Source organism: Actinoplanes sichuanensis (genome assembly GCF_033097365.1).
In the GTDB taxonomy this organism is placed as follows: domain Bacteria; phylum Actinomycetota; class Actinomycetes; order Mycobacteriales; family Micromonosporaceae; genus Actinoplanes; species Actinoplanes sichuanensis.
On sequence record NZ_AP028461.1, the window covers coordinates 1641256 to 1663948 of the forward strand.

General features: G+C 69.6%; 20 protein-coding genes. 8 read left to right on the plus strand and 12 right to left on the minus strand.

The window, feature by feature from the left end:
- The first annotated feature begins 1 nt into the window (after position 1).
- Positions 2–2248, plus strand: coding sequence for an alpha/beta hydrolase (locus tag Q0Z83_RS07205; RefSeq protein WP_317793019.1), 2247 nt, complete (start codon positions 2–4; stop codon positions 2246–2248).
- Here the strand turns inward: Q0Z83_RS07205 and Q0Z83_RS07210 are convergent.
- On the minus strand, positions 2217–3644 hold the full coding sequence (locus tag Q0Z83_RS07210) for an MFS transporter (protein ID WP_317793020.1): 1428 nt from the start codon (positions 3642–3644) through the stop codon (positions 2217–2219). The genes Q0Z83_RS07205 and Q0Z83_RS07210 overlap by 32 nt on opposite strands.
- A 48-nt stretch (positions 3645–3692) precedes the next feature.
- Between Q0Z83_RS07210 and Q0Z83_RS07215 the strand changes: the two genes are divergently transcribed.
- Complete coding sequence (locus Q0Z83_RS07215) at positions 3693–4253, plus strand: TetR/AcrR family transcriptional regulator (protein WP_317793021.1); 561 nt, start codon at positions 3693–3695, stop codon at positions 4251–4253.
- A 92-nt stretch (positions 4254–4345) separates the two neighbouring features.
- On the opposite strand, the gene Q0Z83_RS07220 is transcribed toward Q0Z83_RS07215, so the two are convergent.
- Entirely contained in the window at positions 4346–4549 is a 204-nt protein-coding gene (locus Q0Z83_RS07220) for a cold-shock protein (protein ID WP_317793022.1), read from the minus strand.
- Between the two features lie 376 nt (positions 4550–4925).
- On the opposite strand from Q0Z83_RS07220, the gene Q0Z83_RS07225 reads away from it, so the two are divergent.
- Positions 4926–5210, plus strand: coding sequence for a hypothetical protein (locus Q0Z83_RS07225; RefSeq protein ID WP_317793023.1), 285 nt, complete (start codon positions 4926–4928; stop codon positions 5208–5210).
- A 73-nt stretch (positions 5211–5283) separates the two neighbouring features.
- Here the strand turns inward: Q0Z83_RS07225 and Q0Z83_RS07230 are convergent, their stop codons facing one another.
- From Q0Z83_RS07230 to Q0Z83_RS07250, 5 genes are all read right to left on the minus strand, one after another.
- Positions 5284–6390 (minus strand): sugar-binding protein, encoded by a 1107-nt coding sequence (locus Q0Z83_RS07230; protein ID WP_317793024.1) that lies wholly within the window; start codon positions 6388–6390, stop codon positions 5284–5286.
- Between the two features lie 8 nt (positions 6391–6398).
- Positions 6399–7694, minus strand: coding sequence for a multiple monosaccharide ABC transporter permease (gene mmsB, locus Q0Z83_RS07235; RefSeq protein ID WP_317793025.1), 1296 nt, complete (start codon positions 7692–7694; stop codon positions 6399–6401).
- The gene (mmsA, locus tag Q0Z83_RS07240; RefSeq protein WP_317797048.1) at positions 7691–9205 is read right to left on the minus strand and encodes a multiple monosaccharide ABC transporter ATP-binding protein; all 1515 of its coding nucleotides are present in this window, start codon (positions 9203–9205) and stop codon (positions 7691–7693) included. Before mmsA ends, mmsB begins: the two co-directional genes overlap by 4 nt.
- Positions 9206–9428: 223 nt before the next feature.
- Positions 9429–9971: a SigE family RNA polymerase sigma factor gene (locus Q0Z83_RS07245; protein WP_317793026.1), complete on the minus strand. Its 543-nt coding sequence runs from the start codon at positions 9969–9971 to the stop codon at positions 9429–9431.
- Positions 9972–9985: 14 nt separating this feature from the next.
- Positions 9986–10606, minus strand: coding sequence for a permease-like cell division protein FtsX (locus Q0Z83_RS07250; protein WP_317793027.1), 621 nt, complete (start codon positions 10604–10606; stop codon positions 9986–9988).
- Positions 10607–10803: 197 nt separating this feature from the next.
- On the opposite strand from Q0Z83_RS07250, the gene Q0Z83_RS07255 reads away from it, so the two are divergent.
- The 3 genes from Q0Z83_RS07255 to Q0Z83_RS07265 all read left to right on the plus strand — a co-directional run bounded on the left by Q0Z83_RS07255 (position 10804) and on the right by Q0Z83_RS07265 (position 14874).
- Complete coding sequence (locus Q0Z83_RS07255; RefSeq protein ID WP_317793028.1) at positions 10804–11982, plus strand: cytochrome P450; 1179 nt, start codon at positions 10804–10806, stop codon at positions 11980–11982.
- 26 nt (positions 11983–12008) lie between these two features.
- The gene (locus tag Q0Z83_RS07260; protein WP_317793029.1) at positions 12009–13628 is read left to right on the plus strand and encodes a YncE family protein; all 1620 of its coding nucleotides are present in this window, start codon (positions 12009–12011) and stop codon (positions 13626–13628) included.
- A gap of 82 nt (positions 13629–13710) precedes the next feature.
- The gene (locus Q0Z83_RS07265) at positions 13711–14874 is read left to right on the plus strand and encodes a TetR/AcrR family transcriptional regulator (RefSeq protein WP_317793030.1); all 1164 of its coding nucleotides are present in this window, start codon (positions 13711–13713) and stop codon (positions 14872–14874) included.
- Between the two features lie 123 nt (positions 14875–14997).
- Here the strand turns inward: Q0Z83_RS07265 and Q0Z83_RS07270 are convergent, their stop codons facing one another.
- Both Q0Z83_RS07270 and Q0Z83_RS07275 read right to left on the minus strand, forming a co-directional pair.
- Positions 14998–16152 (minus strand): oxygenase MpaB family protein, encoded by a 1155-nt coding sequence (locus Q0Z83_RS07270; protein ID WP_317793031.1) that lies wholly within the window; start codon positions 16150–16152, stop codon positions 14998–15000.
- A 366-nt stretch (positions 16153–16518) separates the two neighbouring features.
- Positions 16519–17688 carry an MFS transporter gene (locus Q0Z83_RS07275; RefSeq protein ID WP_317793032.1) on the minus strand — a complete coding sequence of 390 codons (1170 nt, stop codon included), beginning with the start codon at positions 17686–17688 and terminating at the stop codon, positions 16519–16521.
- 101 nt (positions 17689–17789) lie between these two features.
- Here Q0Z83_RS07275 and Q0Z83_RS07280 point away from each other — a divergent pair, with 101 nt between their 5' ends.
- On the plus strand, positions 17790–18347 hold the full coding sequence (locus Q0Z83_RS07280; RefSeq protein WP_317793033.1) for a TetR/AcrR family transcriptional regulator: 558 nt from the start codon (positions 17790–17792) through the stop codon (positions 18345–18347).
- 1 nt (position 18348) lies between these two features.
- On the opposite strand, the gene Q0Z83_RS07285 is transcribed toward Q0Z83_RS07280, so the two are convergent.
- Both Q0Z83_RS07285 and Q0Z83_RS07290 read right to left on the minus strand, forming a co-directional pair.
- Positions 18349–20010, minus strand: a complete 1662-nt coding sequence (locus Q0Z83_RS07285; protein WP_317793034.1) for a polysaccharide deacetylase family protein — start codon at positions 20008–20010, stop codon at positions 18349–18351.
- A 69-nt stretch (positions 20011–20079) separates the two neighbouring features.
- Complete coding sequence (locus Q0Z83_RS07290; protein ID WP_317793035.1) at positions 20080–21231, minus strand: DedA family protein; 1152 nt, start codon at positions 21229–21231, stop codon at positions 20080–20082.
- On the opposite strand from Q0Z83_RS07290, the gene Q0Z83_RS07295 reads away from it, so the two are divergent.
- On the plus strand, positions 21215–21514 hold the full coding sequence (locus Q0Z83_RS07295) for a hypothetical protein (protein WP_317793036.1): 300 nt from the start codon (positions 21215–21217) through the stop codon (positions 21512–21514). The genes Q0Z83_RS07290 and Q0Z83_RS07295 overlap by 17 nt on opposite strands.
- A gap of 134 nt (positions 21515–21648) precedes the next feature.
- Here Q0Z83_RS07295 and Q0Z83_RS07300 read toward each other — a convergent pair whose 3' ends face one another.
- A complete protein-coding gene (locus Q0Z83_RS07300; protein WP_317793037.1) occupies positions 21649–22602 on the minus strand; it encodes a GNAT family N-acetyltransferase in 954 nt (317 codons plus the stop codon).
- Positions 22603–22693: the final 91 nt, after the last annotated feature.

A 22693-nucleotide genomic window follows, 5' to 3' on the forward strand; every position in this document is an offset into this window, starting at 1 on the left:
TATGGTAGCTATTCGGCCGGTGGTCGAACTGCGGGTGCATGGCGTGGGCGGCGCCTCACCGGACGCTCTGCTCGGCACGACCGCCCATCGACAGGTGTGGGGCGATCGGATCGCCGGGTTCTACGCGGCCGACTCCGAGGTGCGCGGGCGGCGCGTCGAGGCGTACTGCTGGGGTGGCATGACCTCCCGCAGCAGCGCCCGGGTGCTGTGGTTGCTGCTGTTCCCGTTCATGCTGGCCAACGTCGCGGGCTGGACCTGTTCGGCCCGGGTCCGCCGGGACCGGTGGATGTTCGCGGTCCATCGGGCGTGCGGGCGGCTGGCGGCGCTGGCGGTCACCCTCAACCTGCTGCTGATCGCCGCGATGGCCGCCATGGACGTCTGGGCGTACCAGTTCTGCGATCAGCAACGGCCCGATTCGTCGACCGGGCTCAAGTGGGTGCTGAATCTGCCGGCCGGTCTGGAGCCGGGCCCGCGCGTCGTCCTCGGTGCCGCCTTGGTGCTGGCGAACCTCCTGGTGATCGCGCTGCTGGCCGACCGGACCCGCAGCCGGTACGAGGACGTCACTCCGGTCGGTGCGCCGGTCCGCGAACCGGTGCGGGGGAGCGCGGCGGCGTTGCCGGACGGCGTCGGCGATCCGCGGTTCTACGACGGTCAGTGCACGGTGTGGCGGCTGGCCCGCCTGCACCTGAGCGCCGGGGTGGCCTGGCTGGCCCTGTTGCTGGCCTGGATCGGTCGCGACGATCGGCTCGACTTCTGGCTGGTGGGCCTGGCGGGTGCGGTGCTCGTCGCGGCGACCGTGCTGATCGCCTGCGAGGCGGCCGGTGACCGGTTGACCCTGCCGTTGACCGGTGCGGCGGCGCTGCTGCTGGTCGTCGTCGCGGTATGGGTGTGGACGGCGGATGTGATCAAGGAGAAGACCTCTCATCTGCAGCACATGCGGGAGGCCGTCCTGGCCACGTTCGCCCTGATCGGCGTCCTGGTGGTCGCACGAGTGCTCGTCATGCCGCTGATCGTGCTGCTGCGGCGGCTCGGGTTCCGCCGTGGGGTGGCCGACGGGCCTCCGGTGGACCGGAAGTGGCGGGCGGCCCCGTTCATGGTCGCCGTGCTCAGCGTCCTGAGCATCAACGCCGTCGGGCTCGGCAGCCTGATCGCCATCGGCAAGAGCCTCGGTCCAGTGGTCTGGGAACTCGAGCACTCCGGCGACGAGTTGGCCATGTTCCCGTTCCTGCCGGCGGTCGTCCCGTGGCTCACCCTGGCTCCGCTCGCGGTGGTGGCGGTGTTCCTGCTGGCCGAACTGCTGCGGTGCGCGCTCGCCGGACGGGACCGGAACACCGGGCCGGTCGTGGCGGAGTACACCGGGCGGGCCGACGCCGATCCTCCGCCGGAGCCGCCCTGGGACGTGTGGCGCCGTAGTGCCCTGCCGAATCCCGGCATGTCGGCGTACCGCCGCGAGCAGGCATCGCGATGGATCCGCTCGATCGCCCGAGCCCGGAAGACGGCCACCTTCGCCGCGGACATCCGTTACCTGACGGCCGGAACCGTGCTGGTCGCCCTGCCGCTCCCGGCCCTTTACGTGCTGGGGGTCAAGGAGCTCCCGGACATCGCCGAAAACCTGGCCGTCGGGTTGGCCGTGATGATCCCGAGCGCCGGGGTCCTGCTGCTGCGCTGGGGCTGGCGACGACCCGGCGCCCGCCGGTGGCTCGGCGTCCTGTGGGACGTCGGCACCTTCTGGCCACGAGCCTTCCACCCCTTCGCCCCGCCGTGTTACGCCGAACGAGCAGTCCCCGACCTGCAGCGCCGGATCCGCTGGCTGCGCGACAACGGCAACCAGGTGGTGCTGGTCGGCCACAGCCAGGGCAGTGTCCTGGCGGCCACCGCTCTGGCCCAGCAGCCCGATACGGACACCGTCCTGATCACCTTCGGCTCCCCGTTGACCTCGCTCTACGGCTGGGGGTTCCCCGCCTACATCAACGGCGACCTGTGCGGCCGAATCAAGGGGGAGTGGATCAACTTCTCCTACCGCACCGACTACATCGGCGGCCCGGTCGGCTGCGGCGGCGTCGACATTCCGCTGCCGGACCCGGCGACCTCCTGGTACATCGCCGGGGAGCCGCTGCCGCCGATGCGCCGTCACACCGGCTACTGGTCCGACGACGCGATGTGGGCCCACATCGACGAGACGGTGGCCAAGCGTCTCGTCGACGGCCCGACGCCGATCACGCCGGGACCGGTTCACTCTCCGGTGTGACCTCGGCCGGGGCGGGTGCCGCCGCCCGTCCCGGGACCAGCAGGGACACCCCGAAGGCGGCCGCGCTCGCCACCGCCAGCAGCAGGAACGACATGGTGTAGCCGGTCTCCGCGGGCAGCCCGTGCGCCCCCGGATGGGCGGTGACGATCGCGCTGACCAGGGCGGTGCCGATCGACGCGCCGATGGTGCGGATGTTGGTGTTCATGCCGCTGGCCGCGCCGGTCTGGTGCCGCGGGACGCTCTGCACGATCAGGTTGATCATCGACGAGTAGATCAGCCCGAGACCGATGCCGAACACCGCGGCGGCCAGCGAGACCGTCCATTTCTGATCGTGGGCCAGCGCCAGGACGAGACAGGCCGTGGTGCCCATCGCCGAACCCCACAGCAGCTGCGCCTTGTTGCTCACCCACCGGGTCAGCGGGCCGCTCAGCGACCCGAAGACCGCCATCGCCACCAGCATCGGGGCCATCAGCAGGCCGGCTTCCGTGACGGTGGCGCCGAACCCGTACCCGGAAGCCGCCGGAACCTGCATGAGTTGCGGCAGGAACGCGAACACCCCGAACATCGCGGCGCCGAACAGCATGGCGGCCAGGTTGGTGGTCCAGACCGCGGGCAGGCGCATCATCCGCATGTCGATCAACGGCTCGGCGGCGCGCAACTCGGCCGCCATCCATCCGACCAGCAAGGCGATGGCCAGGGCGAACAATCCGAGGGTACGGCCGGAGCCCCATCCCCAGACGGCGCCCTTACTGAGTGGCAGCAGCAGTGCGACGAGCCAGCCCGCCAGCAGGATCGCCGACCCGATGTTGATCCGCCCCGGGCTGCGTACCGGTGAAGCGGGGACGACCCGCCAGGCCACGACGCCGACGACCGTCACCACGGCCATCGGGATCCAGAAGAGCCAGCGCCAGTCGAGGAACCCGACGATCGGCCCGGCCAGCACGATGCCGACACCGCTGCCGGTGGCGATCACCGCGGCCAGGGTGCCGATCGCGGACGCCACCCGGTCCGGCGGGAACTCGTCTCGGATGATCCCGAACGAGACCGGGAAGACGGCCGCGCCGAGCCCTTGCAGCACGCGGGCGGCGATCAGCACGCCGATGTTCGGGGCGAGTGCGGCGACCAGGCAGCCGAGGGCGATGGCGGCGAGCGCGACGAGCAGGGTGCGGTCCTTGCCGATGATGTCGGCGACCCGGCCCATCAGCGGGGTGGCCACCGAGGCGGCGAGTAGCCAGGCGGTGAGCACCCAGGTGACCGTGCCGGTGGAGGTGTGCAGGTCCTGCCGGATGGTCGGCAGGACCGGGGTGAGCAGGCTCTGCATCAGCGCGAACGCGGCAGCGGCCGCGGCCAGTACCGCGAAGGTCGTCCGTGGCTTGGCCTGGTAAAGTCGAGGCATGCCTCCACATTACCGGAGGCTAGCCTCCGCTTCGCAAGGGATATTCGGATGACCGAGACGCCGATCACCGTGCGCCGGCCCCAGCGAGCCGACGCCCGGCGCAACTTCGACGCGCTCCTGGCCGCCGCGCGCGACGCGTTCGCCACCAACGGCGCCGACACGTCACTGGAGGAGATCGCCAAGAAGGCCGGCGTCGGCGTCGGCACCCTCTACCGCAACTTCCCGACCCGGCAGGACCTGATCGAGGCGGTGTACGTGGAGGAGGTCACCCAGCTCAGCGACGCCGCCGCCGCGGTCGCCGACCAGCCACCATGGCCTGCGCTACGTGCCTGGCTGGGCCGTTTCGTCGATTACGTGGCGACCAAGCGCGCCATCATCGACCTGCTCAACCGTGACTCGGAGATGTTCGGCGCCTGCCGTGCCGTCATGTATGCGGCCGGCGAACCGCTGTTCGACCGGGCCAAGCAGGCCGGCGAGGTCCGCTCCGACGCGGCTTTCGACGACGTCCTGCGCCTGGTCTCCGGCTTGAGCTCGGCCGCCTTCGTCGACGACGACCAGCGCCGCCGAGTCCTCGACATCGCCCTGGACGGCCTGCGCCCCCGCCCGTGAAAGGCTCGGAGAAATTGTTTCACGAATAGTTTCCGGAAATGACGAACGGCGGCCCGCTGAACCAGTCGGGCCGCCGTTCGAAGATATGTGGATCAGATCGTGCGGATGTTCTCCGCCTGCAGGCCCTTCTGGCCCTGGGTGATCTCGAACTCCACCCGCTGGTTCTCCTCGAGGCTGCGGAAGCCGCTCGACGAGATCGCGGAGAAGTGGGCGAAGACGTCGGCGCCGCCACCGTCCTGGGCGATGAAGCCGAAGCCCTTGTCGCCGTTGAACCACTTCACGGTACCTGTAACCATTGTCTGCTCCTTCGCAGGCAGCTTGAGCCCGCACTGTGCGGACCAGCACGCCGCGGCGTTGATAACCCGCGCCGGAACGACACGAAAAACGAAAAGCGCCTAGCCGGGTCATCTGAAACCCGGCAGGCGCTGAGAACGTCTACGGAAATCAAAACTGCAACCCGGCAACGGTAGCACAGAATTTCTTTTTCGCCGGGCCACCGGCATTTTGGGGGGTCCGTCACAGTGGTTGACGCCGTAATGTCGTTGGCTGGACCGCCCCGATCCCTGGCATGGTTGACATCCAGCCGTCGTCCGCCACCCCCCACCGGTCCTGCGGAGGACCGGTGCGGATGCGGCTGCGCGACCGAGCACCACCGACACCCCGGAGTTGTACGTGACGTCAGTATCGACCCGACCCGTGCGCCAGCCCGCGATGACTCTTCGGGAGAAGGGTGCGGCCAACTTCCACGCCGCTCTCGCCGCCGCCCTGACCGCGGGCCTGGAGGACGCACTCCAGGCCGGAGACCATCCGCGAGCGATCAACTTCATCAACCGCGGCTTCGCCGAGGGCAGCCCACAGCTCGGCTGCGATCTGCTCTGCCGGGCCATCGAGAGTGTCGGGACGGCCCGGACATGGACCGTGCAGCTCTCGCCTCCACGGGAGAGCTCCGCGTCGTAGCAGGGCCCGTGACGGCCGCGGCCCGGCACCTCCTCGTGAAGAGGGAGTGCCGGGCCGCGGTCGGTGGGGCGGGTTACTTGGTGAGCGGGGCCAGCTTCGGGTCGTCGGCGTACGCCTCGGCCGCGTTGGCCTTGGTCACGATGACCGGCGCCAGCAGGAAGGCCGGGACGACCTTGACGCCGTTGTCGTACGACTTGGTGTCGTTGACCTGCGGGGTGGCGCCGGTCTGCAGGGTCTTGACCATGTTGATCGTCTCGGCGACGAGCTTGCGGGTGTCCTTGTTGATCGTCGAGTACTGCTCCCCGGCGACGATCGACTTGACCGACTCGACCTCGGAGTCCTGGCCGGTGACGACCGGGACCGGCTTGCCGGCGCCCTTCACCGAGGTGATGATCGCGCGGGCCAGGGTGTCGTTCGGCGACAGCACGCCGTCCAGGGTCTTGCTGGTGTAGGTCGAGGTGAGCAGCGAGTCCATCCGGCTCTGCGCGTTCTCGGCCTTCCAGCCCTGGGTGGCGGTCTGCTTCACGTCGGTCTGGCCGGAGCCGACGATCACGTCACCCTTGTCGATAGCCGGCTTGAGCACGTCCATGGCGCCGTTGAAGAACACCCCGGAGTTGTTGTCGTCGGGCGAGCCGGAGAACAGCTCGATCGTCCACGGGCCGGTCGCCTTCTTGGCCTTCATGCCGTCCAGCAGAGCCTGACCCTGCAGCTGGCCGACCTTGAAGTTGTCGAACGCGATGTAGTAGTCGACGTTGGTGGTGTTGGTGATCAGCCGGTCGTAGGCGATGACCACGGCACCGGACTGCTTGGCCTGCTCGACCTGGGTGGACAGCTGGGCCGCGTCGGTCGCGCCGATCACGATCACCTTGGCGCCCTTGGTCACCATGGCGGTGATCTGGGCCTGCTGGTCGGCGACGGTGGTGGAGGCGCCGGCGTACTGGACGTCGGACTGGAAACCGGCGTCCTTGAGGCCGTTGGTGAACAGGTCACCGGCGAGCACCCAGTTCTCCGACGTCTTCGACGGCAGGGCCACGCCGATCAGCGCGTCCTTCGCGAAGCCGGCGGCCGGAGCGGACGAGCCGCCGGCCGGGGTGGACCCTTCCCGGTCGTTGTTGCAGCCGCCGGCCACCATCGCCGCGGCAACACCGACGGCAAGGACCTTTGCCAAAGTTGTACGCATCAAACAGCTCACTTTCTCGAAAGGGAACCGGTGGGGCTGGGCGCCGCCGGTGCGGCGGGGGTGGGCGGATCCTCACGACGGAACGGGCGCGTGAGCGACCCGATGATCGAGAAGCGGCCCTGCTTCTTGTTGTAGACGTCGAGGGCGACCGCCCCGAGCAGGAACAGGCCCTTGATGATCTGGACCATGTCGGAGCCGGTGCCGATGAGCTGAAGGCCGTTGTTCAGGACGGCCATGACGAGACCACCGACGATCGAGCCGCTGACCGTGCCGAGGCCGCCGGAGACCGCGGCACCGCCGATGAAGACCGCCGCGATGGCGTCGAGCTCCCAGCTCAGACCGTCCTGCGGGCCGGACGCCGCGGACCGGGCCACGAAGATCATCCCGGCCAGTGCGGCGAGCAGCCCCATGTTGGTCATCACCAGGAAGTTGACCCGGCGCAGCTGCACACCGGACAGTTCGGCGGCGCGGGCGTTGCCGCCGACGGCGTAGATGTGCCGGCCGCCGGCGGTGTTGCGGGTGTAGAACGAGTAGGCGATCACCAGGACGGCGAGGATGATGCCGGAGACCGGGAAGCTGGTGCCGACCCGCCCGCCGGCGAACCGGAGCGTGGCGAAGACGATGACCCCGAGCATGATCGCCAGCCGGAGCACCGAGATCCACAGCGGAGCCGGCTCGGCGCCCTCCATCTGCCGGCGTACCTGCCGGGAGCGCCACTCCCGCCAGACCACCGCGGCGCACAGCAGCAGCCCGAGCAGCAGGGTCAGGTTGTTGTAGCCGGTCGCCGGGCCGACCTCGGGCAGGTAGCCGGCACCGATGGTCCGGAAGCCCTCCGGCACCGGAACCGTGTCGGCGTTCCCGATGTACTGGTTGCCGCCGCGGAACAGCAGCATGCCGGCGAGCGTGACGATGAACGCGGGCACCCCGATGTAGGCGACCCAGAAGCCCTGCCACGCGCCGATCAGCGCGCCGACGGCCAGGCCGATGACGATGCCGGCCGGCCACGGCACGTCGTACTCGTGGATGGCCTTGGCCACCACGATGCCGACGAACGCGGCGACCGAACCCACCGACAGGTCGATGTGGCCGGCGACGATCACCATCAGCATGCCGATGGACAGGATCGAGATGTACGCGTACTGCTGGGTCAGCGCGATCAGGTTGCCCGACGTGAGGGTCAGCCCGTTCGTGGCGATCTGGAAGTACACGATGATCGCGACCAGCGTGAATATCATCCCGAATTGACGGGCGTTGGAGGTCGTACCCCCGAAGAGGTTCTTCTGCAGGTCTTTCAGCCGGCTCATGCGTTTCTCCGGGTCGAGGTCATCCGCTTCATCAGGAGTTCCGGGTCGGCGTCGCGCCGGGCGACCTCACCGGTGATCCTGCCCTCGGCGACCGTGTAGATCCGGTCGCAGAGGCCGATCAGTTCGGGCAGTTCGCTGGAGATCAGCACGACGCCTCGGCCCTCGTCGGCGAGCCGCTGGATGATCCCGTAGATCTCGTACTTGGCGCCGACGTCGATGCCCCGGGTCGGCTCGTCGAGGATCAGCAGGTCCGGGTCGGTGAACATCCACTTGGCCAGGACGACCTTCTGCTGGTTACCGCCGGAGAGCCGGGTGACCGGTTCGTCCACGGTCGGCGTCTTGATCCGCAGGCTCTTCCGGTAGCTCTCCGCCTCGTGGTACTGCGCGGCCTCGTCCAGCACGCCACGTCTGGTGATCTTCGACAGCTTGGCCGCGACGACCGAGGTCTTGATGTCGTCGAGCAGGTTCAGGCCGATCGCCTTGCGGTCCTCGCTCACATAGGCGAGACCGTTCTTGATCGCGTCGGCCACCGATCTGATGTCCACCTCGCGACCGTCTTTGAAGATCTTTCCCCCGAGGTGTACGCCGTACGACCGCCCGAAGACACTCATCGCGAGCTCGGTCCGCCCCGCGCCCATCAGCCCGGCGAACCCGACGATCTCCCCACGGCGGACCGTGAAGTTGGAGTTCTTGCACACCAGCCGCTCGGCCGAGATCGGGTGCCGCACCGTCCAGTCGCGAACCTCGAAGAACACCTCGCCGATCTTCGGCTCGTGTTCGGGGAACCGACTCTGCAGGTCACGGCCGACCATGCCGCGTACGATCCGATCCTCGTCGACGTCTCCGCCGGCGACCTTGATCGTCTCGATGGTCCGCCCGTCGCGCAGGATGGTGATCGCGTCGGCGACCGCCTCCACCTCGTTGAGCTTGTGCGAGATCATGATCGAGGTGATGCCACGCTGCTTGAACCCGCGCAGCAGGTCGAGCAGGTGCTGGGAGTCGTTCTCGTTGAGCGCGGCCGTCGGCTCGTCCAGGATCAGCAGCTTCACGTCCTTGGCGAACGCCTTGGCGATCTCGACCAGCTGCTGCTTGCCGACCCCGATGTCCTTGATCAGAGTGTCCGGGTCCTCCTCGAGCCCGACCAGCCGCATCAGTTCGAGGGCCTTGTGGTTGGCCGCCTTCCAGTCGATGCGGCCCCACCGGCGCGGCTCGTTGCCGAGGAAGATGTTCTCGGTGATCGACATCCCCGGTACCAGCGCGAGCTCCTGGTGGATGATCACGATCCCGGCGTGCTCACTGGCCCGGATGTCACCGAACCGGCACGGTTGTCCCTGGTAGACGATCTCCCCGGAGTAGGTCCCGTACGGATGTACGCCGCTGAGCACCTTCATCAGCGTCGACTTGCCGGCCCCGTTCTCCCCGCAGATGGCGTGGATCTCGCCGGCTTCGACCACCAGGCTCACATCGGACAGTGCGCGGACGCCCGGGAACTCCTTGGTGATCGACCGCATCTCCAGCAGTGCGTTGCCCACGTGCAACCCCCGGTACAGCCGAAAAGATCAACTTCCCGAGAAGCTGACGTTTCCGCACTGTAAATCTGATTAGGAGTTCCCGCTATCCGGGCAAGGCCTTTCCTGGTTCCGGAACTTGATCACAAACTGGAAACGGGCCGCCCGACGACAGTGAACATGCAGGTCAATCCATGATCACCGAGGTCGGGCGGCGGCCGGCGGGTCAGCGGTCCAGAAAGTCCTCGCCGAGCACGGTGCGTAGCCGTTCCAGGGCGCGGGCGTTGCGCATCTTCACCGCCGACACCGACAGTCCGAGAATCGTGGCCACGGTCTCCACGCTGTGATCCTCGGCGTGCCGCAGCACCAGCACGGCGCGGTCGCGCACCTCCAGCCGGGCCAGCGCGTCGACCAGCGTGAGCCGTAGTTCCGGCGCCCCCGAGGAGCCGGACTCGGGCCGGTCCGGCAAGTCGGCCAGCACGACCTCCGAGCCGCTGCGCCGCCGCTGCTGGTCGAAGACCACATTCATCAAGACCCGGCGGCTGTACGCCTCCAGGCTCGCGTTCGTGCGGACGCGATCCCACACCGCGTACATCTTGGCCAGGGTGTGCTGGGTGAGATCCTGGGCGAGATGCCAGTCCCGGCACATCAGATAGGCACTACGGCGTAACCGGGTGCCGGACGCCTCGACGAACGCGGTGAACTCCTCGTCGCGGGCCTGTTTCGCGCGCCGCCGGCCGCGCGTCCAGGCGGCCGGGCCCGCGGTCACCGGGGGAGCGTCGGTCACAGGGTTCCGCCGACCGGGGCGTCCGGCGAGCACGACCGCCCGATGATCAGCCGGACCCCGGCCATCCCCGCGTACCGCTGACGGACCGCGGCGTCGTGTGCCGGCGACGTCAGGCGTACCCGGAACGATTCCGGGAAGTCCTCGGTCCGGGCCACCGCGAGCAGATCAGGCTCGTGCGCCCACCGGATCCGGAACTTCTGGTGCGCCTGTTCGCGGGTCTCGAACTGCACGGCGCTCACCCGGTCGTCGTCGGCCAGCGCCGTGTCGAGCGCCGTCCGCTGCGCCGCCGTCGTTCCGGCGTCGAGGAAGACGGCCAGGTCGGTGGCGTCGTGATCGACCGGCTCCAGCGCACAGGACGGCGCCGAGGCCGGCATCATCGCCGCGGCCACCGTCACCCGCTGCGGCGCCGCCGGATCGGCCCGGTCCCACGGCAGATTCGCGGCGGCCACACCACCGGCGGTCAGGACCACCGCGGTCGCCATCACGCCGGACACGATGCGGTGGCGCCGCCGCATCCGGCTGCCCTCGGTGATCGCGGCCATCGCCAGTACGCCGGGCGGCACGCCGGGGTCGCCACCGACCGCACCGTCGAACCGATCGCGCAGATCCCTGTTCACAGCCATGCTCCTCACTACGTTGCTCGGTCTCTGCAGGTATGACTGACCGGGCCGGTGATCCGGTCACACCCCTCTCCAGAATCGGGGATCGGGCAGTGCCGGGTGGGCGGCCGGGATTCGGTGGGCCCGGTTGCGGGCCCGGTCGCGGGTCGGGGATCAGGCAGCGCCCGGTGGGCCGCCGGGGTGAGGATGTCGGGATGCTGGACACTGCGCGCCGCCACGAGTTCCGGGTCCTGGCCGCCGCCAAGCCGAGCCTGCCCGTGCTGCTGACCGCCGGGCGGCTGGCCGGGAAGCTGAGCCGGGTGCCCCGGATCGGCTGGGTCACCTGTGATCCGGTGGTGGCCCGGCGCATCCTCAACGACCCGGCCCACTTCACGTTGCTCGGCGAGGGCGGCGTCGGTCACCTCTGGGCGCAGGTGCTCGGTGACTGGGTGAACGAGATCTTCGACGGCCCCGGCCACCACCAGCTGCGTAAACGAACCCGGGACCTGTTCACCGACGACAACGCCCGGCAGCTCACCGACCGGGTGATCGGGCCACGGCTCGCGCAGGCCGGGGCCGAACTGGCCGCCGGTCGGGCCGTCGACGTCGCCGACCTGGGCCGGGTACTGGTCGGGCGGATCGTCGCCGACCTGCTGCAATTGCGGGTGGCCGACCGCGACGACGCCTATCGGGAGATCTTCGCGGTGGGGGAGGAGTTGGCGGCCCTCGCGCTCGGCACCACCACCTCCACCCACCTGGCACCGGAGACGATCGCGCGGGCCAAGACCATCGTCGCCCGGCTCACCGTGAACGTGGCCGAGGCGTGGCGGACCGCGGCGCCCGAGACGGTGCTCGGCCGCTGCCGGGATCTGGGCCTCGAACAGCGCCAGGCGGAAGGACTGTCGACGCTGCTCATGGTGGCCGGCACCGAGACCGCGGCGAGCGCGATGGCCCGTACCGTCGCGATCCTGCATGACACCGGTGCCCAGCACCGGCTCCGCGCCGAACCGGAAAGGCTGCCCGACGCGGTCCGGGAGGGTTTGCGGGTGACGTCACCGGCTCCGGTGATCGGCCGGGCGGTCGCCGCCGACGTCGACGTCGAGGGCCGCCGGCTGCGGGCCGGGCAGCGGGTGCTGATGCTGACCTGGACCGCCAACAACGCGGCGGGCGCCTTCGACCTGGACCGTGGTTACCAGCCGGACCAGCGCCAGCTGTGGTTCGGCGCGGGCCGCCACCTGTGCCTGGGCGCGCCGGTGGCCCGGGCCGAGATCACCGGCCTGCTACAGACGCTGCTCGCGCCCGGCCGGGCCTGGCGTATCCATCAGCGTGGCTACCGCCGGAACGTGCTGATCCCCTCCTACGCCCACCTGCCGGTCCGTTTGGCCCGCCACTGAGCAGGGCATTTGTCTAGAATTGCGGCATGCTCCCGAAGCTTGCGGCCGTGCTGGCCGGGCTGATCGTGGCCACTCTCGCGCCTGCTCCGCCCGCGTCCGCGGCGACGACTCCGGTACCGACCTCGATCACCACCCTGACCGCGCCGAAGTCGATGGCGGCGGCGAACGGGAAGCTGTTCGTCGCCGACGGCAACAGCGTCGCGGTGCTGGGGACCGACGGCCGCACCGTGAAGACCCTCACTGGGATGTTCGGCGCCGCCGACGTCGTCTCCTCCGGCAGCGGTGACAAGGTGTTCGTGGCGCTCAGCCAGGCCGCCGCGATCGCCGTCATCGACACCGGCGACCTGACCGAGGTCGGCCGGTGGACGACGAGCAACTGCCCGATGCATCTCGCGTTCGCCGGCACCCGGCTGTTCTACGGCTACGGCTGCGCGAACGACTGGAAGGGTGGCCTGGCCTCGGTCGACGCGGCCACTGGGACCGACCCGCAGACCGCGGCCGGCCTCTCCTACTACACCGCCCCGCTGCTGGCCGGCGGTGGCAGCACCCTCGCCGTCGGGGTGCCCGGCCTCAGTCCCGCCACCGTCTACACCTTCCGGGTCGACGGCGCGGCCGTGACGCCGCTGGCCAACGCCCAGGCCGGCTCCAACCTGGGCGGCATCTCGGTCAACCCGGCCGGAACCACGGTCGCCACGGCGTCCGGGTCGCCGTACCACCTGGCGCAGTACACCGCCACCACCATGGCGCCGGCCGGCACCTTCGACACCGGCCCCTATCCGGCCTCGGTCGCCTACTCGCACGACGGCACGAAACTCGGCGGCGGCGTCAGCGCGCACGGCGCGGGCAACGTGACCGCGTTCGACGTGACCACCGGCGGATCGATCCTGTCCGGCGACGCCCACCCGAAGGCCGTCTACAACCAGCCGGACCCGGTCAAGGGCACGCTGACCTGGTCGGCCGACGACAGCCGGCTCTACACGCTGCTCGACGACTCGGACAACGGGGAACACACCTATTGGCTGGCCACCGGGTTCGAGGAGGTGTTCGTCCCGGCACCGACCACCATCCGGTTGACGGTCACCGCTCCGGCGAAGTTCGGCGCCAAGGTGGGTGCCAGGGCCACCGTCGCCGGGCTGGCCGGGGTGCCCGTCCGGTTCGTCCGGACCGGTCCCGGGGCCACCGCCACGGTGACCGCCACCACCGACGCGAGCGGCACCGCCACCGCCTGGCTCGCCTCGCCCGCCGGTGGCACGGTGACCGCCTACTACGACGGCAGCGACACCAGCTCCGCGTCGGCCGCCTCGGCGAACTTCAAGGCGCCCACCCAGGCCCGGATCAAGCTCACCGGCCAGTACAAGACGGTGAAGAAGGTCGCCTACTTCCACAAGAAGTCCGACGTCGTCGCCGCGGTCTCGGTCGCCGCGCCCGCACCACAGCGCGGAATCACCATGGAGTTGCAGCGGAAGTCGGGTGGGAAGTGGAAGAAGGCGCAGTCGATGCCGGCGGCGCTGCCCGATTCCGGCGTCGACTACTACACGCTGGTCAAGGCGTCGAAGAACATCCAGCTCCGGTTCGCCGTGCGCTTCGGCGGGGACGCCTACGGGAAGGCCTCGTCGGCCACCTCAGCGGCGATCATCATCAAGTAGCCGCCGGGTCGGTCCGTTGTTCGCGCTGTGATTGACTAGCGCTCATGGTCCAGCGTGCGCCCTCGTCAGCCCGGGTGATCCGGTGACCGCTGGGCCCGCCTCGGCCACCCGGCCGCACAACCGCAAGCAGTTGATCGTCGAGGCGGCCGGGCAGGTCTTCAGCGAGCGTGGCTATCACGCGGCCTCGATGGAGGAGATCGCCGCCGGCGTCGGGATCAGCGCGGCCGCGCTCTACCGCCACTTCCCGAACAAGTACGCGCTGTTCGCCGAGTGCGCGAACATCATGGTCGACCGGCTCGTCGCGGCCCTCGACGAGTGGCCCCCGGAGGCCGCGCTGCCCGATGTGCTGGCCGCGCTGGCCCGGGTGACGGTCGCGCACCGGGCTTCCGGCGGGCTGTACCGGTGGGAGGCCCGCTACCTGGACCGCGACGACAGGCGGCTGCTGCGGGCGAAGTTCGGGCAGGTGGTGGGACGGGTCACCGAGCTGGTGGGCCGCGAGTTCCGGCTGCCCGAGGAGGGCTTGCGGGCGGTGGCGGCGCTCGGGGCGATCGGCTCGGTCACCATGCACCACACGTCGATCGCGCAGCGCCGGGTCGAGGAGATGCTCGTCGCGTCGGCGCTCCGGGTCGCGGCGACCGATCCGGCGGCCGCCGCCGGCAGTGCCGGGCTGGTCGAGCTGCCCGCGCAGCCGGTCCCGCGAACCCGGCGGGCGGAGATCCTGGCGGCGGCGATTCCACTGTTCGCCCGGGACGGGTTCGCCAACGTGACGAACGGGCAGATCGCGCAGGCGGTGGGGCTCGCCCCGTCGGCGATCTACCGGCACTATCCCGGCAAGGTCGACATCCTGGTCGCGGCGTGTCTCCAGGCGGCCGGGCTGCTGGCCCAGGCGGTCGATCGCAGCCTGCACCAGGCGACCGATCCGCGCTCGGCGGTGGTGGCGCTGACCGCGGCCTATGTCGCGTACAGCTTCGAGCACAACGCCCTGACGAGCGTCGCCGAGGCGGAGATCGTCGGGCTGCCGCCGGATCTCCAGCGACCGTTGATCCTCGCCCAGCGGGAACACATCGCCGTCTGGGAACAGCAGTTGCGCCTGGCCCGCCCGGACCTCGACCGCCGCCAGGCCCGCCTGCTGGCCCATGCCGGCCTGGGCGTGGTGGTCGAGGCCGGCCGTGCCCTGCGCTGGCGCGACACCCCGGCCAACCGAGACGCGGTCACCGCCCTGGTGATGGGCGCCCTGGGCACCTAGACCGTCGCCCGGCGCCTCCCGCGCCGCGCTCGGTCTTGCCGCGCTGCGCTTGCCCCGTCCCTCCGCACCTACCCACCCCTCCGCGATCTTGGCAGCCCACAAGATCGCGGAGGGTCCTGGGGGTCAGGTTCCGGCGCGGTTGCCGGTCGGGATGGTGATCGGGGTGTACGTGGGTGAGGTGCCGTTGTTCAGGAACAGCATCGCCAGACCGCGGATGAACCGGTCGAACAGCGAGAACGTGGTCGGGATGATCGGCGACAGCCCCTCGCGGAACGCCACGTACGCCGGCCAGCCCACCTCGATGACCGTGCGGGAGGCGTAGTCGCGCGGCAGTTTCAGCCAGTCACCGACCTTGTCACCGAGCAGGTATCGGGCGAACTCACGCTGGAAGCCCCGGGTCACGCCCAGGTCGACCGCCGAGGTCAGGTTGAGCAGGATGTCGGCCAGGTCGATGCCCTCCGGGGTCGGCGCCATCAGCGGGGTCAGCGCGTAGGCCGACTGGGCCTTCGCGGCCGCCCACGACGCCGGGATGAAGTCGTCACGCACGCCCAGCAGGTGCAGTGCCACCTGCCACATGTGCAGGAACGCCTCCTCCTCGGCGGCCGACATCCGGATGCCCCAGGACTTCAGCTTCCCGTACACGAACGTCCCGAGACTGTGGAACGTGATCAGGATGTCGCCGTTGCTGATCGGGATGAAGTCCTGATCGTCGGTGACCGCCCGCCAGTGCGACGACTGCGGCAGCAGGTGCCGGACCGCGGCGTGGGTGAGGCGGGTCTTGTTCGACGTGACGACGAAGTGACCGGTCGGCTTGAACGCGTCGAGGGCGCTTAGATCGTACCCATATGTGAAGGTCTTGGCCGCTCTTGATTTCATCACGGCCCCGCCCTCGGACCAGTACACGTTGCGGGCCTCGCGCGGGATGACCGTGCTCATGATGCCGCTGCCGAGGCCGTAGAGCAGGAACAGATACATGCTCATGCGCTTGTTGAACTGGGCGGCCCGGTCGAGTTTGGTCTGGTCGGCCCAGGACGGCAGTCGATTGTGCGTCTGCATCCAGGTGGTGAGGGCGGCCGGGACGCCGGCGGGCAGCGCGTCGCCGTTGTCGACCCACGACTCGAACGCGGTGTTGACCGCCGGGATCTGCCCGTTCTGCAGGAGCGAGGCGAGCAGTGGGTCGGTCTCGTCGTCCCAGACGCCCCACGGGTCGGTGATCGTGTCGGTCGCGGCGATCGAGCCGGCCGACGACCACGCCCAGGCCTTGGACGGGTCTGCCACGCCGGCCAGGCCGAGTGCGGCACCCAGAGTCAGAACGCTTCTTCTACTGAGATTTTGCATTCGCTTACCCACTTCTCGGACGGCGGCTCATGCTGGGCTTCGAGCATGTTTCAAAGTTCGTCAGTGTGTGATTTCCCATTAACATAGCGACCCTTGAGCGCATCGGCAAGGCTGGATGTTCGGGCGGTCCGTGGCCACAACCAAGCCGGCTCTCGGTGCTGTCTCAACGGGCGTGAGACGGCACTGAGAGCCGGTCGGGACGGGGTCGGTGTGGTCGGCGGGACGGGATGGAGGGGCCGGCGGGACAGGGCCGGGGGTGGTCAGCGGGGCAGGGCCGGAGTGGTCAGCGGGACAGCGTCGGGGTGGTCAGCGGGACAGGGCCGGGGTGGTCGAGCGGCGCAGCGTCGTCGCGGCCACCGTGGCGATCGCGAGCAGGGTCAGCACGGTGATCATCGCGGCGCGCAGGCCGTAGTGCTCGCCCAGGAAGCCGAGCGCCGGCGGCCCGACCAGGAAGGCCACATAACCGGCGGTGGCGACCAGCGAGACCCGGGCGGTCGGGTCGTCGCCCGAGTCGCCCGCGGCCGACAGTGCGACCGGGAAGCCGAGCGCCGAACCCAGACCCCACAGCAGTACCGCGGCGCCGGCCACCATCTGGTTGTCGACGAAGACGACCAGGGCCACGCCGATCGCGCCGATCACGGCACTGGCGGCCAGCACGGTGGCGCGACCGTAACGTTTCAAAAAGACGTCACCGGTGAACCGGCCGATCGTCATGGCGGCGGCGAACACCACGTACACCGCCGAGCCGAGCGCCGGGTCGACGCCGTGACCGTCCACCATGATCAGTGGCAGCCAGTCGTTCGCGGCGCCTTCGGCCAGGGCCATGGCCAGCACGATCGCGCCGATCAGCAGCAACACCGGGTCGCGCCAGACCGGTGCGCCCTTCGCCTCCGCCGTCGCCTGCCGCCCGACACCGGACGGCAGGCGACTCGCCGCGACCAGCGCCACCGGGACGCTGACCAGCCCGATCAGGGCGAGATGCCAGACCACCGGGAACTCGACCGCGGTGAGGACCATGCCGATCGCCGCGCCGACGACCGTGCCGAGGCTGAAGAAGCCGTGCATGGTCGGCAGTACCGGCCGCTCCAGGAGGCGCTCGACGTCGGCGCCCTCGATGTTCATGGCGACCTCCCCGCCGCCCATGCCGATCCCGAACAGGAACAGCCCGGCCGCGACCAGTGCGCTCTGGTGCAGCGCGGCACCCGCCCCGATCACCGGGATGCTCAGTGTGGTGGCGACGATCCCGACGGTCGCGACCGGCCGGGTGCCGAAGCGGGTGACCAGTGCGCCCGAGCCGAGGATGCCGATCATCGAGCCGACCGAGATGCCGAACAGGATCAGGCCCATCTCGGCGGTCGAGGCGCCGAGCAGGTCACGGATGTCCGGGGTGCGGGTCACCCACGACGAGATGCCGAGGCCGGGCAGGAAGAAGAGCGCGAACAGCGCGATTCGGCGGTGGGTGATGCTGTGTTCCATGGTTACCCTCTCTAAGTGCGTACGAACGTACACACTTTTCAAGGATCCCTAGAATGGGCCGAACCGGCAGTGCTTCTGCCGTGGGCCGCGAGGAGGATCACATGGGCGGAGCACGCCGGGTCGCCAACGATCCGTTGCGTAAGCAGCGCATCCTCGACGCGACTCTGAACGTCATCGCCCAGCACGGGGTGCACGGCACCACTCACCGCCGGATCGCCGGGGAGGCGGGGGTGCCGCTCGGCTCGCTCACCTACCACTTCGACTCGCTCGGCGACATCATCGAGCAGGCGTTTGCGCGGATGGCCGAGTCGATGTCCGAGCGCTACCACGCGGCCCTCACCGCGGCGCCCGACCAGGCCGCCGCCTGCGCGGCGGTCACCGACCTGATCTGCGGCGAGGAATACGCGACACCCCGCGAGCTGACCCTCCTTCACGAGATGTACGCCTACGCCAACCACAACGGCACCGTCGCCGAGACGCTGCGGCAGTGGCTGCGCCGCAGCCGGGCCAGTCTGGCCCGACACTTCTCCGAGCGGGCGTGCCGCGCCGTCGACGCGCTGATCGAGGGCTGGCCCATGCACCAGGCATGGGAGGGTGAGCCGCTCGACCGGGACCTGGTCCGCGAGACGGTCACGGCCGTGGCCGAGCGGCTCCGCTGAGCTAGCGTCCGAGTCCTTTCAGGTAGGTGGTCAGCGCACCGGCCAGTAGCTGGTGGTCACGAGCCGACGGGTGCCAGTCGCAGCCGAGCAGGTCCAGGCCCAGGGCCGCGTTGTCGTAGTGCAGCGAACTCACCCGGCGATCGCCCGCGGCGTTACGCTCGGCGACCACGGCCTGCACCGAGTCGGCCAGCGCCGTGGTGTTCCACATCGACGGATACGTCAGCACGAATTGGGTGCGCTGGCCGTACCGCTGCCTGAGTTTTTGCAGGAAATCGAGGTAGGCGGCCCGGAAATCGGCGGCGAGGGCAGCCTCGTCGGGCCATTTCTCGCCCGCGTGCACCGGCGTGGAGAAATCGTTGATACCCAGGCCGATCACCACGGTCTGTGGTTTCCATGTCGCCGGGCGGACCCAACTCGCCTCGTCGGCCGCCTGCAGGACCCGGTCGTAATAGGTGCGGTAGTCGACGGTGGGGTTGCCGCCGTCGTAGTTGCGGACCATGCCCATACCGGACCAGGCGTTGAGCTGGTAGTCGGCGCCGAGCGCGCTGGCGGTGAGAGCGCCGAACGTCTGGTCGGCGTTGGAGTTGCGGTCGATGCCCGTCGCGCTGCAGTCGCGCCCGGCCGACACGTTGCCGTAGCCGGCGGTCCACGAGTCGCCGATGAATTCGATCTGTCGGCTGCGGGCCGTCGGTTTGCCGAGCAGGTCACCGGTGAACCCGCCGAACTGCCCCGGCGTCCAGGGGCTCTCGGTCCGCTTGGCCAGCCGGACGGTGTGCACGCCCGGTTTCAGGTCGCGGATCCAATGGGTGGTCCGCCCCGGCGTGACCAGGGTGGCCGCGGTCCGGCCGTCGATCTGCACCTCGTAGTCGTTGATCGCGTCGTCGAGCACGATCCCGACGCTCGTCCCGCGGAACCGGCTCTCGAAGTAGACACCGGGCCATGTGTAACGCACGCCCGAGTCACGGTCGTCGACCCGCCCGACGGTGTGCACACCGGCCAGCGCCCGCGCGTGCGGTGCGACGGCCCGGCCGGTGACCGGCGAGATCTTGCCCGAGCAGAGGCCGTTCTCGCGAAGCGTGGTAGCGATCTGCGGGATCGCCGCCACCGTGTTCGGTGGCCAGTCGTGCAGCAGGATCACGTCGCCGTCGCGGAGTCGGGCGACGGCCGCCACGATCTGCTCGACCGAGGCGTTGTCCCAGTCCTTCGCGTCGACGTCGGCGTTGATCTCGGTGAGGCCGAACCGTTTCTCGACCGTTCGCAGCGCGTCGTTCGTGTCCAGGTAGGGCGGCCGGAACAGGGTCGGCGTCACGCCGGTCACCTGCCGGACGATCGCCTGGGTGCGGGAGATCTGGGCGGCCTGCTCGGCCTCCGGGAGTTGGGTCATGAACGGGTGGTCCCAGCTGTGGTTGCCGATCCACATGCCGGCCGCGACCTGGGCCTTGGCAAGCGCCGGGTCGGCCTCGACGTTCTGGCCGGTGTTGAACATGGTGGCCCGCAGCCGGGCCTTGCGCAGCGCGTCGAGCAGGGCCTGGGTGTTGCCGGGCGTGGGACCGTCGTCGAAGGTGAGCCCGACGTATCCGGAGCAGGAACGGCCGGCGTCGGCGGGCGCGGGGGCGACGATCACCAGGGCGGTGGCGGCGATGAGGGCGGCGAGGTGCTTCATCGGCATCCCTTCTGGGAGCGCTCCCATGTCGGTGGCGGAGGGAGGCTCATCCGTTGATGAATGTCGATGCTATCGCGTGGCGGCGGGAACGGGGCGCTGCACCGGCTCCACGGTGGGGAGCCGCCTGCGCTGCCGTGCCGCGGTCCACCGCTTCTCGACGAGCGCGCAAACCCCCGCCAGGCTCATCCCGATCATCAGTCCGAACGCCGTCCCCAACAGCGGCGAATCGGAGAACGCCATGCCACCGAGCCGGCCCAGTCCGATCACATAGATCGCCCAGCCCACGCTCGCGAACGTGCTGTAGAGCGAGAACCGGCCGATCGGCATCCCCACCGAGCCGGACATCATGCCGGTCGCCGTCCGCCCATACGGCAGGAACCGTCCCACCAGGATGGTCACCGCCCCATAGCGCCGGAACGCGCCCTCCGCCCGCCTCCGGGCCGCCGCCAGCTTGCCCGCTCCCGCGCCCGTCAGTCGGCCCTCGCGCATCCAGCCGCCCGCACTTCTCCAGCCTGCGCCTCGCCGGCCGGTCGCGCTTCTCCAGCCTGCACTTCGCTGGCCGGTCGCGCTTCTCCTGTGGCCCGCGGTCCTCTGCCCGCGCGCGTTTGTCTGGCCGCCCGCGGTCTTCTGGCCGCCGCCGTCCATTCGGCCGCCCGCGGTCTTCTGGCCGCCGCCGTCCATTCGGCCGCCTGGTCGACGGCCCGTGTTCATGCGGTTGCCCGCCTTTCGGCCGAGCACACAGGACACCCGATCACCGGCGATGCCACCGGCCACGACGACCGCCACGAGAGCCGGCAGATGGGGCGACCCGGTCGCCGACAGGGCGCCCAGGCTGATCACCACCGTCTCGGACGGCACGATCGGAAAGAACCCGTCCACCGTCACGGCCACGAAGACGATCACATAGAGCCACGGCGAGCAGATCAGTGGCATCAGGTGATCCATCATGCGTTCGTCGTCCTCCCCGTTGCGCCTGTCCTTGACCGTACGGGTCCCGGCGAAGCCATTGAATGGTGCCACCTCGCCGCTAGTGGTGGGGTTAGCACTACCTCTGCCGTGGAGATACGCCAGGAGCATGGTGTCGGTTCGACACTCTCCGTGGTTGATCGTCTTCGGTAGCCTCGCCGCAATGACGACCAGGACCACCCGATGGCTGACCCGCGCGGCCGCCGCATCGGTGATCGTGGGCGGCTGTCTGTGGAGCTTGAGCTTCGTCTTCATCCTGCTCTTCAAGGAGGAAGGACTGCTGCCTCCGGAGTGGCGCATCCCCGAGGTGCCGCCCCGCGTCGGCATCCTCGAGAACGACAAGGACTGCGGGTCTGGTGGCTGCTGGTGGCGGCTCACCCTGCGACCGCCGACCGGGATGTCGCCGGAGGAACTGAAACGACAGCTGGGCTTGGAGAAGGCGGAGGAGTTGCTGCCGACACTGACCGATCCCGGATACGTGAGCCGCAGCGCCGAGATCCGGAACGGCGACGTGATCGTCCGCGTCAGGTACTCCTGAGTCAGAGGCAGGTATCCCTGAGTCAGGGGGTATCTCTGAGCCCGAGGCAGGTGGCCCTGAGCCCGAGGCAGGTGGCCCTGAGCCCGAGGCAGGTAGCCCTGATCCCGAGGCAGGTAGCCCTGAAGCCGCGTCGGCTACTCCTGAGGGAGTGTCCGGATCAGGGGGGCGTCCCGGGAGATCTCTCGGAAACCGAGGCCGAAGTAGAGGCCACGGGCCCGCGGATGACCCGGCGCACCGAGACAGGCGACTGTCGCGCGCGTGGCCTTCATCGCCCGGACCCGCCGCATGCCGTACAGCATCATCGCCCGCGCCAGCCCCAGCCGCCGGAAATCCGGATGGGTACCGACCGGCTCGAACTCCGCCGTACGGTTCACCTCGTCCAGCCACATGATCGTCGACGCGGCCATCGTCCCGTCCGGCGCCTCGACCAGCAGATGCAGGTCACCGCGATATCCGGCGGTCTGACGGACACCCTGGTAGGCCTCGGCCGAGTATGTCGACGGCGTCCACGCGTCCACATGCGCACGAACCGCCGCCTCCGCGCCGGCCTCGTCGGCACTGCGGAACCGGAACCCCACCGGCAGCACCGGCTCCTCGACATCGCCGAGGTCACGCTGATTGAGTTGGGTCCAGAACCCGGTGTCACCGAGCGACACCGGATCGGTCTCGTAACCGCGCGCCGCCCACTCCTTCAAAGCGAACCCGTCCGAGGCCGTCGGGACGACCGTGCGCTCCACGTGGGCGGCGATCCGGTCGTACCAGTCGATGACCTCGTCGATCAGGTCGGCGTGATCCGGGTGGACCTGGTAGACCAGATTCGCGTTGGTGATCTCCTTGATTTGGCCGTCGCTGCGGACCACCCGATGGGGGAGCTGCGCCCATCCCCAGGCCACCAGCCGGCCACCCGCGAACCAGAGTCGGCGCGGCCAGGTCGAACCGTGCGCCGCGTGGCTCTTGCCCCAGTTCCAGGCCAGCTCGCCGTAGGTGGCCTCGGAGTTGATCATCTCCGGATTCGTCGCTGTGACGCGCTGCGCCAGACCCTGCATGAGCTGCACGTCCGCGGCCGTCAGAAGCTCGAGGTTCGTCATGGTGTGCGCCACTGTGTCAGAAGTCGGCCGGGCCGTCGAGTCGATATTGGACCCGTTCCACTCTTCTCGACGCCGGTCACGACCGTCTCGC

Bases quoted from the DNA above. Each gene is read 5' to 3' on its own strand.
- mmsA (WP_317797048.1), bottom strand. From the start codon at position 9,205: ATGCGGTCGATCACCAAGGAGTTCCCGGGCGTCCGCGCACTGTCCGAT.
- Q0Z83_RS07290 (WP_317793035.1), bottom strand. From the start codon at position 21,231: ATGAAGACGAAGCTCAAGCTCCACAGACAGCCGCCCACGATCACCGAT.
- Q0Z83_RS07220 (WP_317793022.1), bottom strand. From the start codon at position 4,549: ATGGTTACAGGTACCGTGAAGTGGTTCAACGGCGACAAGGGCTTCGGC.
- Q0Z83_RS07280 (WP_317793033.1), top strand. From the start codon at position 17,790: ATGGGCGGAGCACGCCGGGTCGCCAACGATCCGTTGCGTAAGCAGCGC.
- Q0Z83_RS07255 (WP_317793028.1), top strand. From the start codon at position 10,804: ATGCTGGACACTGCGCGCCGCCACGAGTTCCGGGTCCTGGCCGCCGCC.
- Q0Z83_RS07260 (WP_317793029.1), top strand. From the start codon at position 12,009: ATGCTCCCGAAGCTTGCGGCCGTGCTGGCCGGGCTGATCGTGGCCACT.
- Q0Z83_RS07215 (WP_317793021.1), top strand. From the start codon at position 3,693: ATGACCGAGACGCCGATCACCGTGCGCCGGCCCCAGCGAGCCGACGCC.
- Q0Z83_RS07210 (WP_317793020.1), bottom strand. From the start codon at position 3,644: ATGCCTCGACTTTACCAGGCCAAGCCACGGACGACCTTCGCGGTACTG.
- Q0Z83_RS07275 (WP_317793032.1), bottom strand. From the start codon at position 17,688: ATGGAACACAGCATCACCCACCGCCGAATCGCGCTGTTCGCGCTCTTC.
- Q0Z83_RS07300 (WP_317793037.1), bottom strand. From the start codon at position 22,602: ATGACGAACCTCGAGCTTCTGACGGCCGCGGACGTGCAGCTCATGCAG.
- Q0Z83_RS07205 (WP_317793019.1), top strand. From the start codon at position 2: ATGGTAGCTATTCGGCCGGTGGTCGAACTGCGGGTGCATGGCGTGGGC.
- Q0Z83_RS07285 (WP_317793034.1), bottom strand. From the start codon at position 20,010: ATGAAGCACCTCGCCGCCCTCATCGCCGCCACCGCCCTGGTGATCGTC.
- Q0Z83_RS07230 (WP_317793024.1), bottom strand. From the start codon at position 6,390: ATGCGTACAACTTTGGCAAAGGTCCTTGCCGTCGGTGTTGCCGCGGCG.
- mmsB (WP_317793025.1), bottom strand. From the start codon at position 7,694: ATGAGCCGGCTGAAAGACCTGCAGAAGAACCTCTTCGGGGGTACGACC.